Origin of the sequence: Kribbella soli (assembly GCF_004331345.1) — a bacterium.
Lineage (GTDB): Bacteria > Actinomycetota > Actinomycetes > Propionibacteriales > Kribbellaceae > Kribbella > Kribbella soli.
Genome location: NZ_SJJZ01000004.1, coordinates 975,509 through 988,633 on the forward strand (window position 1 = coordinate 975,509; position 13,125 = coordinate 988,633).

Annotated in this window: 12 protein-coding genes; 3 read left to right on the forward strand and 9 right to left on the reverse strand. The window is 66.8% G+C overall.

What is annotated here, in order from left to right; translation table 11 throughout:
- Positions 1 to 86 precede the first annotated feature (86 nt).
- On the forward strand, positions 87 to 2,210 hold the full coding sequence (locus E0H45_RS35490) for an MMPL family transporter (protein ID WP_131345630.1): 2,124 nt from the start codon (positions 87 to 89) through the stop codon (positions 2,208 to 2,210).
- A 5-nt stretch (positions 2,211 to 2,215) separates the two neighbouring features.
- Here E0H45_RS35490 and E0H45_RS35495 read toward each other — a convergent pair whose 3' ends face one another.
- The 5 genes from E0H45_RS35495 to E0H45_RS35515 all read right to left on the reverse strand — a co-directional run bounded on the left by E0H45_RS35495 (position 2,216) and on the right by E0H45_RS35515 (position 6,639).
- Entirely contained in the window at positions 2,216 to 2,728 is a 513-nt protein-coding gene (locus tag E0H45_RS35495) for a DinB family protein (protein ID WP_131345633.1), read from the reverse strand.
- A 64-nt stretch (positions 2,729 to 2,792) separates the two neighbouring features.
- Positions 2,793 to 3,461 carry a hypothetical protein gene (locus E0H45_RS35500; protein ID WP_131345636.1) on the reverse strand — a complete coding sequence of 223 codons (669 nt, stop codon included), beginning with the start codon at positions 3,459 to 3,461 and terminating at the stop codon, positions 2,793 to 2,795.
- Between the two features lie 331 nt (positions 3,462 to 3,792).
- Positions 3,793 to 4,314, reverse strand: coding sequence for a hypothetical protein (locus tag E0H45_RS35505; protein ID WP_131345638.1), 522 nt, complete (start codon positions 4,312 to 4,314; stop codon positions 3,793 to 3,795).
- Between the two features lie 95 nt (positions 4,315 to 4,409).
- Positions 4,410 to 5,714 (reverse strand): hypothetical protein, encoded by a 1,305-nt coding sequence (locus E0H45_RS35510; RefSeq protein ID WP_131345643.1) that lies wholly within the window; start codon positions 5,712 to 5,714, stop codon positions 4,410 to 4,412.
- Between the two features lie 151 nt (positions 5,715 to 5,865).
- Positions 5,866 to 6,639 carry a hypothetical protein gene (locus E0H45_RS35515; protein WP_131345646.1) on the reverse strand — a complete coding sequence of 258 codons (774 nt, stop codon included), beginning with the start codon at positions 6,637 to 6,639 and terminating at the stop codon, positions 5,866 to 5,868.
- 322 nt (positions 6,640 to 6,961) lie between these two features.
- Between E0H45_RS35515 and E0H45_RS35520 the strand changes: the two genes are divergently transcribed.
- Together E0H45_RS35520 and E0H45_RS35525 are read left to right on the forward strand one after the other, a co-directional pair.
- Complete coding sequence (locus tag E0H45_RS35520; protein WP_131345648.1) at positions 6,962 to 8,089, forward strand: XRE family transcriptional regulator; 1,128 nt, start codon at positions 6,962 to 6,964, stop codon at positions 8,087 to 8,089.
- The gene (locus E0H45_RS35525; protein ID WP_131345651.1) at positions 8,086 to 9,288 is read left to right on the forward strand and encodes a hypothetical protein; all 1,203 of its coding nucleotides are present in this window, start codon (positions 8,086 to 8,088) and stop codon (positions 9,286 to 9,288) included. The genes E0H45_RS35520 and E0H45_RS35525 overlap by 4 nt, the downstream gene beginning before the upstream one ends.
- Here the strand turns inward: E0H45_RS35525 and E0H45_RS35530 are convergent.
- The 4 genes from E0H45_RS35530 to E0H45_RS35545 form a co-directional block, all read right to left on the reverse strand.
- Positions 9,238 to 9,711, reverse strand: a complete 474-nt coding sequence (locus tag E0H45_RS35530) for a GNAT family N-acetyltransferase (RefSeq protein ID WP_165546703.1) — start codon at positions 9,709 to 9,711, stop codon at positions 9,238 to 9,240. The genes E0H45_RS35525 and E0H45_RS35530 overlap by 51 nt on opposite strands.
- A gap of 122 nt (positions 9,712 to 9,833) precedes the next feature.
- Complete coding sequence (locus E0H45_RS35535; protein WP_131345656.1) at positions 9,834 to 10,883, reverse strand: serine hydrolase domain-containing protein; 1,050 nt, start codon at positions 10,881 to 10,883, stop codon at positions 9,834 to 9,836.
- A 79-nt stretch (positions 10,884 to 10,962) separates the two neighbouring features.
- Positions 10,963 to 11,571 carry a tyrosine-protein phosphatase gene (locus tag E0H45_RS35540; RefSeq protein ID WP_238155532.1) on the reverse strand — a complete coding sequence of 203 codons (609 nt, stop codon included), beginning with the start codon at positions 11,569 to 11,571 and terminating at the stop codon, positions 10,963 to 10,965.
- Between the two features lie 40 nt (positions 11,572 to 11,611).
- On the reverse strand, positions 11,612 to 13,036 hold the full coding sequence (locus E0H45_RS35545; protein ID WP_131345661.1) for an MFS transporter: 1,425 nt from the start codon (positions 13,034 to 13,036) through the stop codon (positions 11,612 to 11,614).
- Between the last annotated feature and the right edge of the window lie 89 nt (positions 13,037 to 13,125).

Sequence of the window (13,125 nt, forward strand, 5' to 3'; positions counted from 1 at the left end):
CCGAGGGAAGTCCGGCTCATCGCCCGAGGTGCGGGCCGGCCCGTCGGCCACACGATGAGTCCAACTCTGGCTGAAGGGGATCCACGATGAGGTCGAATCTGTACAGACTGGGCCGGTACGCCGCACGTCGGCCCTGGGTGGTGATCGGGGCGTGGCTGGTGGTCGCAGCGCTCGTGATCGCCGCATCCGGCGCCTTCGGGAAGAAGCTCGAGGAGTCGTTCGGAGCGCCTGGCGTGGACTCGCAGTACGCGACCGACCTGCTGTCGGCCGCGGGAGCGGATCAAGCCGGGCTGACCGCGAAGGTGGTCGTGACTCCGCTCGATAAGAGCGCGACACTCACCTCGCCCGAGCTGCAGGCCGCGCTGACGCAGGTCCGGTCGACCGCGGCTTCGCTGCCGCACGTGCTGGCAGCCGGCGATCCCGTCATCTCGCCTGACGGCCGCGTCGGGCTGATCCGGCTGCAGTACCCGGTGCTGGACAAGCTGGAGCCGAGCGACCTCAAGCAGCTCAAGACCCTGACGGCGGTTGACTCACCGCTGCGGATCGAGCTGGGCGGGGATCTGTTCTACGCGTTCGAGGAAGCCCAGGCCGGTCTCGGCGAGGCGGTGGGGCTGATCGCTGCGATGGTCATCCTGCTGCTCGCGTTCGGATCGATCATCGCGATGGGACTTCCGATCGGGATGGCCTTGTTCGGCCTCGCGCTGGCGATCAGCTCGCTGTCCTTGGTCACGTACCTCATCGACCTGCCCAGTTGGGCGCCCGTGCTCGGCAGCATGATCGGGCTCGGCGTGGGCATCGACTACGCGCTGATCATCGTTACCCGGCATCGCGAGTACCTGGCCCGCGGGATGACGGTAGAGGAGTCCGTCGGGCGGGCGGTCGCCACGGCTGGACAGGCGGTGCTGTTCGCCGGTGGCACGGTAGTGATTGCGATCCTCGGGCTGGTGGTGGCCGGCGTACCGTTCATGACCGCCGGCGGGATTGCCATCTCATTGATCGTGCTGACCATGGTGCTCGCTTCGATCACTTTGCTGCCCGCCTTCCTGGGTCTGGCCGGGCACTGGATCAACCGCCTTCGGGTACGGCGGGTGAAGTCGTCTCCAGGTGCTGGCTGGCAGCGGTGGGCGGGGCATGTGTCCAAGCACGCCGCGGCGTACGCCGTCAGCGCCACAATCCTGCTGTTGGCGCTGGCCGCACCCGTACTCGCACTCCGCGTCGGTACGCCGGATGACGGCGCGCTTCCCGTGCAACGCACCGAGCGTCGTGCCTACGAACTGGTTGCCGCGGGATTCGGTGCCGGCAGCAACGGTCCGCTGGTGATCGCCATCGACATCTCTCGAGACCCGGCCGTCGTACAGCCCTTGTTCAACGCCGTCCGCGCCGATCGGGGCATCGCGTCGGTCGCACCTCCTACGGTCAATACCGCGGCCGGAGTCGCGTCGTTGATCGCCGTACCGACGACGGGACCGCAGGACGCCGCGACGATGACGACAGTCAAACGGCTACGCGAGGAGGTCTTCCCCTCGGTACTGCGGGACAGTCCGGCGAAGGCTCATGTCGGTGGTCAGACGGCGACCCTCGCGGATGTGGGGGCGAAGGTCAACGATCGGCTGCCGTGGTTCATCGGCGCGGTGATCCTGTTGTCCGTCGTACTTCTCACCGTGGTCTTCCGGTCGGTCGTCGTACCACTGAAGGCCGCGTTGATGAACCTGCTCAGCATCGGCGCGTCCTTCGGCGTCATGGTGATGATCTTCCAGTGGGGCTGGGCCGCGGACCTGATCGGGCTGGAGTCCACCATTCCGATCCTCCCGTTCATCCCGATGTTCATGTTCGCCGTGGTGTTCGGGCTCTCGATGGACTACGAGGTCTTCCTGCTCAGCCGGATCCGCGAGGAGTACGTCAGGACCGGCGACAACACCGCCTCGACCATCCACGGCATCACCACCACCGGCCGCGTGATCACCTCGGCAGCGTTGATCATGATCGCGGTCTTCGTCAGTTTCTCCCTCGCCGACGACCCAACAGCCAAGATGTTCGGCCTGGGCCTGGCCACCGCGGTCCTCGTCGACGCGACGATCGTCCGACTGATCCTCGTACCGGCCCTGATGAAACTTCTGGGCGACGCAAACTGGTGGACGCCGGCCTGGTTCAACCGGCGACCGCCCGTAGTCGCTATCTCTGAGCGTGAATCGGTCAGTGTTTCCGAGTAAAGCGGTCAGTGGCCTGTTGCGCCGTCGATGGTCTCTCGGATGATGTCGGCGTGGCCGTTGTGGCGGGCGGTTTCCTGGATCATGTGGAGCAGGATCGCCCGCAGGTTGGCCTGCGCTCCCGACGGCGTTGTGGCCACGTCGTCGAGGTCGCCGGCGGCCACGACGGCCCGGGCTCGCTCGCAGGTCCGTAGGTATTGCCCGACCACGACGTCGGCCGTCTCATCGGGACCGATGCGAAAGTCCGCATCTGCGTCACCGTCGGTCGAGAACAGATCTGGCTCGGGCAACCCTCCGTAGATCTTGAGGAACCAGCCATGCTCCGTTTCGGCCAGGTGTTTCACCAACCCCAGCAGGCTGAGTCCAGACGCCGTCATCGGCCGGCGCAGCGGCTCGCCTTCGAGTCCTTCCAGCTTTTGCAGCAGGGTGGCGCGATGGAAGTCGAGTTGCTGTGTCAGCGCGTCGCGCTCGTCAGCCAGACGATTCGGCGTGGCCCGCTCCACGGGCGATCTAAACACCATGCGTCGACAATACGATCGACGTACGCACCTGCCGTCCGATCGGAGACCACATCACCCAAGAGGTCTACTTGAGGTGCGGGTAGACGGTGAGTCTGGCGCCTGTGCCGGCGCTGATGATGGCTCGGTCTCCGAGGGGTTCGGTGAGGGTGACGGTGGCTGGAGTGCTGAGGCCTACGTCTACGCAGCCGCCTCGCACTGGGCTGTGGCTTCCGCCGATGATCACCATGTCCTCCAACTCCAGGACGTGGGCTTGCAGGTCGGGGTCACATTTCCCGTGGTGAAGGTTGAAGGTGAGCGTGTTGTCGTCCGCCTGGGTGAGCCTCCCGATCGGGAGGAGGTTGCGGTCCAGCGGGGCGAGGCCCGGCAGTGGGGCGGGATCGACCAGGGGCTTGAGTACGGCTGAGGAAACGGCCAAGGCGACGATCGGTCTCGACAAGCCCTTCACGGTGAAGGACCACGCAGGCACGGTCGCGCGGCCGGCGCTCGTGTCCACGTCGGCTGTTTTCAAGGAGGCGCCGGTGATCGTGAGTTTGCACTTCGCTGCCGGTACTGCCATGTGTCCGCAGTTGTCGTACGTCTCTCCGATCCCTTCAGTCAGCGCAGTCCGGGGATCGAGGACGTTCACCGAGACGCTCGATCCGCCGCCGAAATCGATGCTGGTGGTGCCAGCTGATCCGAGTCGTACGCCCGGCGCGAAGGTGACGTACCCGGCCCCCCACGCAACTTTCTGCACGGTCGTGTCGAAGCCCAGGCCAGGCGTTCGGGACGAGTACAGGAAGATCCCTTCCGGAGGCTTCGGGATCCCCGCGGCCCGGACGGCTTTCTCGACAGCGCGTGCCCGATCGAGAAACGCCGGAATCGCGGGACCTGGCGGGATCGGCGTCGGAACCGCATCATGCGCCGTCGCCGGCTGGGCGGAGGGCGTGGGGCTGCTTGCGGTAGGGGTTGACGCTGCCTCGTTCCCACACGCCGGCAGAGTCAGGGCGACGAGTACAGCGGCAGGAATCAAGTACGAGGGCCTCATACCTAGATGACGCGCTGAGCATGGCAATTCGTTGCGGCTGTCAGGGGCGGAGAGGGCCTACTAGTAGGCGAGTTACGAGCGCAGCTAGGAGTAGAGCCACCAGGCCGGTCAGGGCTGTTAGGGAGAGGACGCAGGCGGCGGTTCTGGCGATCGTCAGGGAACGGGTGGTTTTGGTGAAGCCGTCGGAGAGGATGGCGACTGCGGCCAGCGTGGTGAAGGCTGCGGCAGCGGTGGCCAGGACGATGTAGTGGTGGCCGCCGAGGGTTGCGGTGGCGGTGAACTTGGAGGCGTGGTCCAGCCACTCGCCCAGCGTGTACATCCAGATCACCGTGGCCAAGTCGGCAGCCATCAGGAACCAGAGGACGATCGCAGCGCGGACGTCGGCACGTTTGCGGACCACTGCGCGGTCTGAGGTGCGTGAGAGCAGTGCCGGCACCAGATAGCGCCTCGTACTACGAGTCCGGCCGCGGGTCGGGCCGCGGCCGGCGCGGGGAGTGGTGCGGGTACGGCGGTTGTTGCCGGGGCGGGTGCGGCGGCTGGTGGCTCGAGAGACGACGGTCATGGCTCGCTCCTCGGGAGGTCGATCGGTCGCGTGTTCCATTACGCGATGACCTGCACACAGAGCGCGAACATCGATGCCGCGACGGCACCACCTGGTCAGTGGTCGTCGTACGCGGCGGCCAACTCGGCCACCAAGGGACCGCCGGCCGCCGCCGTGGTGCTGAACCACGGGTGGTTGCTGCTGCCGTTGACGAGGTCAGAGATGTCTGAGCGAGCAGGACCGCCGTGGAAGAGCGGTCCGGTGGTGGGAGCGAGTGCATCGAGGAGGCGAACGAGCCCGCGGTTGCGGGCACGCAGGCTGCGCGACAGCCGCGACTCCGCCGCCGCATGTCGCCACTCGCTCAGAACGAGCTGTGCGCGCCGCTGACGCAGCAGGTCGGTGTCGGAGGTGGCCGGCTCCGCACTGTCAGCGTCGAAGACATCCGCGCGCAGGTCCTCTACCGACGCCCCGCGAAGCGGCACAACCTCAGTGAACACAGGCGTTCCGGCCGCGCTCGTGTGTAGCGTCAGCAGCGTCGGCACCTGAGCCTCACCGGAGCGACGGTCGACGAGGCGCACCATCAGCCGATCGGCAACGACGGGCGACGGCTGCGGCGCGAAAGCGGGCACGACCACGCGCACCGCCGTACCTTGTGGGGCTGGGATCAGTTGTACGTCGCTACCGACGATGCGGGCACGTACTTGTCGCGGGTCAACCCCACTCGTCGATCTTGCCAGCGTCGGAAGTGTCCCGACAACCGGCGCCACCGACATCGAAGGCGCCCGAGAGACGCGCTCCCACGCGGTCTGTACCGCTGCCAGCACCGCGTCCGGCCCGTCGACCTCACGAGCCAACGAGGCATACCCGCCGGCCAGTCGGGACAGCCCTGAAAAGAGGGCCCTAGGCAACGACGCCCCGGCGATCCCGTTCAGATAGGTGCTGACCTCGTCAGCCGACCGGCGAGCGAGGACAACGGCACGATCGACAAAGGTACGCCGGAGCGCACCCGACCGAAGCGACGTCGCAGCACGGGCGCGGACGATCGCGCGTTCCGCATCCAGCAGCCCCTGGTTCAAAGGCAGCTGCAACCACCAGTCCAACGCATCGATGACCGCGAGCCGCCGCCAGACCGTGGCCGGCGCGACCTCGAGCGGTACGCCGGCCTCCGCATCACCCGACGCGAGCAGACCGGTCACCTCCCGTACCGCGGCCGGCCCGAGCAGCGCCTCGAGCAGATCCCGGTCCGCCGCGGCCCAGCGCCGTACGTCGGCCGCGTACCAGCGCGACGGGTCGGCGAGATCGATCTCGACACTGACCCCAGGCGCCAGTTCCGTCGTCCGTACCAGGTCGGCCGGCGTCGATCTCGTGAGCCGTACGTCGGGGCGCCCGACGATCCCCGGGGCAGTCCGGAGGGTCAACATCAGGTCGAACCCTCCTTCACGCGCGGCCGGTCGGCGCCCGCCATCGTTGTCGAAGTCAACGATCTCGAACAGCGCACCATCGGATGGAGACGATCTCCAAAGGTTATGACCCAAGTTCCGCCTGGTAAAGGCCAGGTAAAGAGAGCACCGATCAGGCGGCCTGCGCCAGCATCCAGGCCATCCGCGCACCGGTACGTGCCGGGCAGCTCGCCGGCGCGGGCGAATCGGTCCACGGCGGCTCCGGCCGGTCCGCCAGCTCCAGCAGGGCCAAGCGGCGTAGACCGTGGTACCCGCCGGCTCGACCCCAGACCGTCTTCGTCATCGTGCCCGCCCTCGGCAGCGGTAGCTGCCGTAGGTCGGTCGCGCTGCGCAAGAACCCTTCCCGGCGCCGATCACGCAGCTCGCAGAGCTGCTGCCCGACGAGCGGGCGGCCCTCGTCGGTCGTCAGCTCGGTCAGGCTGGTGTCGAGATCGAGCTCCAGCCAGGACAAGTACTCGACGAACGCGAGCACCAGAATGTGGCGGTCCTGAGGCATCCCACTCGGCCGGTCCGCGGCCAGGCTACGGAGGTTGCTGAGTTCGCTCTGTTCCCGCCAGATCAACCGGATCGTCCGGAACGCCGGGCCCGCATGCTCCGGCGGAAGCGCCAGCCGTACGACGTCGGTGGTCACCACCGGTACTCCTGGCTGGCGACGAGCAATGCCGGCCGCCGCGACCCCCAGCGTCTCCCAGGCCCGCCCGTGCTCACCAGCCGCACGGAACGCCATCGCACGCGCCACGGTCCGCAGATTCGCCCCGACATACGCGTCCGCGACCCGGCCAGCACCGAGCACCCGCAGGGCGGTTCGCCAGTTCCCCGACTCCAATGCGCCGATCGCCTCGAGATCGCCTGCCGCGATCGTCGGTGAGGCTGATGATCTGCGCATGGGCACCTGCTCAGGTTGGTACGAACACCCCGTCCGGATCCTTGAATTTCCCCTATCTCCGCGCGTCGCGTGGTTTCAGTTGGCTTCAGGTCGACTTCAGTATTACGGTAGATCCACGGTGTAACTGCGGTCAATCGCCAGTTTGTCAGGAGCAATGGCGATCCAAGCCGTATAAGAGAGCCCCTTCCCCAGGACAGCAGGACGGCCGGGTGACCCCCGGCGGTGCGCAGTACAGCGGGCTCGGTGAAGTCGGGTAGAGCGGGGTGTAGGATCAGCCGATCCGCCGCACCCGCAAGTTGGTCGACCATTTACGGGAGTGAGAGTGGCCCCCCCTCCAGAGGCCGTACGACTCGCCAGGCGTCTCCGGGACCTGCGTGAGTCCGAGCAACTTACGCAGAAGGACCTGTCGCAGGCACTCAGCGCGGACACCCGTGTCGCGGTGGCAACGATCAGCTCATGGGAGTCGCAGTCCAATCCGAAACTCCCCCCGGAGGAGCGGCTGCGGACGTACGCCTTGTTCTTCGCGATGTCCCCGACCCTCGGGCGGCTGCCGCGCGAGCAGGACCTGAGCACCGCCGAACGCGAGCGGTTCAACGCTCTGCACCGGGAACTGAGCTCGCTGCGCGAAGCTGTCCGCCAGCAGCAGACCGGCTCGCCGTCGTCGAGCAGTTCGTACACCTTCGACTTCGAGTCCGGGCGGATCACACTGATCTGCCCTGAGGTCCCCGCGGTGGGGCGCTCCTCACTCGCGGACGAGAACAACCCGAACCACACCAAGCTCTATAGGTATGCCGACCTCGACGCACTGATCGAGATGTGGGGTCACGTACGCGCGTCCAACCCGGAACTGCGCGTACGGCACCGCCTGCCGGCGGAGGTGAGCGCGGACCACCTGTCCGGCCATCTCATCCTGATCGGCGGCATCGCCTGGAACCGGGTCACCGGCAGGCTGCTGCGGGTTCTCGACAACCTGCCGATCCGGCAGATGGCGGTGCCGGACCTCGCCGACGGCGAGATCTTCCGCTCCCGCGACGGTCAGGAGTATCGGCCGGTCTGGGAGGACAGCAAGGAAGCTGTCCCCGAGGACGAGGCCCCGTCGCAGGAAGAGCTCGAGGCAGTCCAGGCCCAGGACGCGTGGCGCGACGAAACTCCCCGTGAGCTCGTCGAGGACGTCGCCCTGTTGGCCCGGCTGCCCAATCCTTTCAACCACAGCCGTACCATCACGATCTGCAACGGAGTCTACAGTCGCGGCGTCCTCGGCGCCGTCCGGACGCTGACCGACGACGCCGTGCGCGAGCGCAACGAGGCGTATCTGGCCGAAAGATTCCCCGGCGGAATCTTCGGCCTGTTGATGCGCGTCCCGGTGATCAACGGCGAGGCCGTCACCCCGGACCTGGAGATCGACGACAACCGGCTCTTCGAATGGTCCCAGGAGGACGAGGACGCATGAGCCGTCGAACCAGACAAATCAAGGCATCGCACGCGGGCCTGCTCTTCGACGGCTCCGCGCCGGTAGCAGCCACCGCGAACACGCGCTTGGACGCGATCGTCGTCCCGGCCGCGCGGCCGGCGTCGGAGCTGCAGACCGTGATCAACCTGGCCGCCGAACTGGACGTGCCGCTGGTCGTTCTCTGCAGCCGCAGTACACAGCTCGGACAGGTCGTCCGACGCGTGAAGGACACGTTCCGCGCCCAGGCCCTGGTGATCGAGGTGCCAGAGGACTACCGGCCGCCGTGCCCGGCTCCGAAGACATCCGCGGAGAAGTTCCAGCAGGCCTCGGCCGGCCGGTCCAGCGACCTCAGCGTGAAGCGCAACATCGGCCTGCTGCTCGGTCGGCTGCTCGGGTGGAACAAGATCCTCTTCGTCGACGACGACATCCGGGCGCTCAAGGCAAGAGACGTCAGGCGCCTGACCGGGTACCTCGACCGGCACCCGGTCGCATCGATGGTCAGCTCGGACTTCCCGGACAACTCGGTGGTCTGCCATGCCCGGCGCAAGGTCCGGCCCCAGGACGTGTTCGTCAGCGGCGCCGTACTCGGCGTCGATCTGCAACGCCCCGAGCTGTCCTTCTTCGCCGACATCTACAACGAAGACTGGTTCTTCTTCGCCCGGCACGCAGCGCGGCGGGCCATCCCGAAGATCGGCGAGGTCCGGCAGTTGGAGTACGACCCGTTCGCCGATCCGCAACGGGCAGCCCGGGAAGAGTTCGGCGACCTGCTGGCCGAGGGGCTGTACGCCGCGTTCGAGGGCCAGTCGGGTGCGACGTTCGAGGAGCAGCTGCGGATCGCCATGCAGCCGGGCTATTGGGACTACTTCAAGGGCGTCCGGCTCAAGACGATCACGGAGACGCTCGCCGACATCAAGGCGGCGAAGTCGTCGCTCGGCGACACCGAGTACCGACGCATCGAGAAGTCGCTGGAGACCGCGAAGGACTGGGCCTTGAGCATCTCCTCGGAGCTGTGTGTGGAGTTCGTCAAGAGCTGGCAGGAAGACGAGGAACTCTGGCAGAAGATGCTCAGCAACCTTCCGTCGAGGCTGACCAAGCAGGACGCGCTGGCTCAACTGAAGCTGCCGAGATGGATCTCCTGTGGCTACGGTCTACCGACCGAATCGGAGACGAATCTCGCGTCGGCCGGAGCTGTCTGCTAGGAGTTGACGTTCTCCGGTCGCGTAGAAGCCGAGGCGGTCGTAGACCTCGCGGGCGGTTGTGTTGGTGTCCAGGACCCAGACTCGCCACTCGGTGACTTGGGGTTCTGCTGCTGCCAGTTGGCCGAGGAGGGCTCGGAGTACGCCGTTGCGGCGGTACCGCGGGTCGACCCAGACCGACTCGATGTGGCGTTCGTACGTCGGGCGGGCGGCGACGCGGACGGAGCTTGCCAAGCCGATGATCCGGGTCTCGTCCCGGGCCACCGCCCACTGCATGCGGGTGAAACGTTCGCGCCAGCCGTCCTCACCGACGGTCACCTCGTCCTCGTAGTCGGCGATGTACGCCGACGGCGAGTCCTTCAGGGCCCGGAGACGGACGTCCCGGGCGATCGGCCAGTCGTCGGCACCGAGCATGGCGAGTTCCAAGGTCCCGGACCCCTTCGGGAGATGGCAACAAGGCATCCATACCAGTGTCGCCGTTTCCCCCCATCATCAAACCGCAGAGCACCAAACCGGCTCGCCGACAATGTCACATCCAGTGACCGGTTTCAGCGGCAGATTGCCTGGTCGACGAACGCGTCGACGGACTTGTCCGGGTTGTCCGGGAGGTGCGGAGTCACGGCGACGGTGACCTGCCGCCGGGCGTCTTCCGTGGAGAACGAGTAGGCCTGGTACGCGAGCGCGTCGCCGTCGTTGCCGTACACCCGGACCTTGCACGCGGTGTCGTGCCACGACAGCCCCAGGCCGTACGACCCGCCCGAGGTACCTGGTGTCTTCATCGCGTCGAGCAGCCGGGCCGGCAGCAGGTGCCCGCCGAGCAGGGCGGCGAAGAAGCGGTTCAGGTCGCGCGTCGTGGAGATCATGTCGCCACTCGCACCGAACAGCGTCGGGTTCATCTCGGTGAAGTCGAGTTGCCCGCCGTCCTTCGGGATGTAGCCGTGCGGGTGCGGTCCCTTGATGTACGTCGACGTACCGGGAAGCGTCGTACCGTGCAGCCCGAGCGGGCGGATCAGGCGACGCTCGATCTCCTCGGCGTACGTCCGGCCGGTCGCCTTCTCGATGATCTCGCCGATGAGCAGGTAATTGGTGTTCGAGTAGTCGTACTGCGAGCCCGGCGTGTCGAACACGGGCGGATTCGCGAGCGCTCGCTCGATCTGCTCGGCCGCGGTCCAGGTGCGGTAGCGCAGCGCGTAGAACTCTGCGCTCGGCGGCATCGGCAACGTGTCCTTGAAGTCGTACAAACCGCTGGTGTGGTTGAGCAATTGGCGCACCGTGATGTTCGCGCCGTTCGGCACGACGCCCGGCAACCAGCGTTCTACCGAGTCCTCGAGGCGAATCCGCTTCTCGGCAACGAGTTGCAGTACGACGGTGGCAACAAACGTCTTCGTGATACTCCCGATCCGGAACCGCCCCGCCACCGGAACCTTCCGCGAACTCCCGAGTTCCGCAACCCCACTGCTCCCCCGCCATACCGCCCCGCCGTCCCGCACCTCAGCAACGGCCCCGATCGCCACCACGCCATCGAGCCCCTTCTGCAACGGCGAAGCCGCTCCCGGTGTCAACCCCACAACCGCCGCCGTCACCAATGCCACCAGCATCCCGATCTCCTCTTGTGCGTCCGATGACCTCAACCCTCCCGGCAGCGGACAGCACAAACATCGGGGATCGCCCTGGGATTCACCCCGCCAGACGACTGGTCAACGCATTCAATTCTTCAGTGGTAGCCCCTGACTTCAACAGGTACTCACGAGTCCCGCCGTACCGCTGCTGCACATGAGAAAGCAGGCGCAGAATCGTGGATTCGGAGGAGGCGTAGTCGGTGGCAATGAGGGCCTGGGGTACGCCGGCCAGATCCAGGGTCAGGGCGATGACGACGCCGGTTCGGTCCTTGCCTGCGTGGCAGTTCACGACAACGCAGCCGGGTGGTGCGTCGGCGATCGCAATCATGGCGGACGCTATGCGAGCGCCGTAGTCGTCGACGAGTACGACGTACTGCTCGAACAATCCCAGATCCGACACGTCCGGGTCCGCCGGGTCCCAGAGCGGGACGTTCCGCCACCGCGCGTCATCGGCGTACGGCGACGGCCACGTCTCGCATTCCCAGGCGCTGCGGAGGTCTACGAATCTGGTGATTTCGGCGGCCTCGACGGCGGCGTGGCCGGCGAGGGTCAGTTGGTCGAGGTTGTCGCTTCGGATCAGGCGGCCGGGCTTTAGTTCACCAACTGTGGTCGGTAGGCCGCCGAGGTCGCGCACGTTGCTGCAGTCCGGCCAGATCAGAGGGAGCACGACAACCACCCTAGATCGGCCGGACGTTGCTGCAGGCAACTTATGCGGCGGCGGTGGCTTCGGCGAGCTGCTCTGCGGTTGGCTGGAGCTGCGGTGTGGCGAAGGTGAGCAGGACGTTGGCGACGGCAAACACCGCGGCCGCGAGCAGGCCTCGTTCATAGCCGGCCTGGAGCGCCTGGAGCTGAGTCGCGCCGTGGGTGAGCTCGTTGGTGGTGTGGGTGATGGAGAGCGTCGTAACGATCGCCAGACCCAGAGCGCCGCCCACCTGGTACATCGCGTTGACGACACCCGACGCTGCGCCGGCCTCAGCGGGACGGACCTCGGAGACCGCGTTGATCTGACCGGGTACGCCGACGCCGATGATGCCGAATCCGAAGACGATCAGACCGGGAAGCAACTGCGAGCTGTAGCTACCGGTGGCGTCCGCCTGCGACAGCAGAAGCAACCCGATGACGCTGAGCACCGCACCCGCGAGCTGAACCGTCCGCGTCCCGAACCGCTGCACCGACTGCGACGCGAGCACCGCGCCGACGATCGCCGCGCCGCCCATCGGCAGGAAGTGGATGCCGGCATCCAGCGCACTGTCCCCGCGAACCTGCTGCAGGTAGATAGCAGTCAAGAAGAACATCGACAGGAATCCGGCACCGTTCAACGCAAGCGACGCGCCGGACACGCTCAACGCCCGGGACCGGAACAACCGCAACGGGACGAGCGGGGCGGACGACCGCCTCTCGACCAGGACGAAGGCCACCAGCAGGACAACACCCGCGGTCAGTACGCCGACGACCTCGAACGATCCCCATCCGGACGGCTCCGACCGCACCACGCCGTACACGACTGCCATCAGACCGGTCGTGGCGAGCACCGCCCCGAGGGTGTCGAAGGTACGGCGACCCGTCGCGAGTCGTACGTCGGGGACGAACACCGGGATCAGCGCGATCAGTGCGAGCACGATCGGCACGTTCACGAAGAAGACCCACTGCCAGCTCAGCGAGTCGACGAGTACGCCGCCTGCGACGACACCGAGCGTGCCGCCGAGGCCGGCCAGACCGCCCCAGACGCCCATCGCGATGTTGCGTTCGCGCCCATGGGCGAAGGTCATGGTCAGGATCGCCAGCGCGGCCGGCGACAGCAGGGCACCCCCGAGGCCTTGGACGGCCCGGGCCCCGATCAGGAACTCGGGCGAGTTGGACAGCCCCGCAATCAGCGAGGTGACGCCGAACAGCAGCAGGCCGCCGGTGAAGACCCGGCGCGGCCCGAGCAGGTCGGCCATCCGCCCGCCGAGCAGCAGGAAGCCGCCGAAGAGCAACGTGTACGCGTTGATCACCCACTGCAGGGAGTCGGCGGAGAAGTTCAGGTCCGCCTGGATGTGGGGCAGCGCGACATTCACGATCGTCACGTCCAGCACCACGATGAACTGCGCGAGAGCCAGCACCGCCAGGGTGGCCCAGGGACTGCGTCGCATCGCCGTACCTCATTCGGTAGCAAGGTTTGTCTACACCGTATGTATACGGCGTACGCTTACGCAGTAGACAGTAGGTCTACGGTGTACAC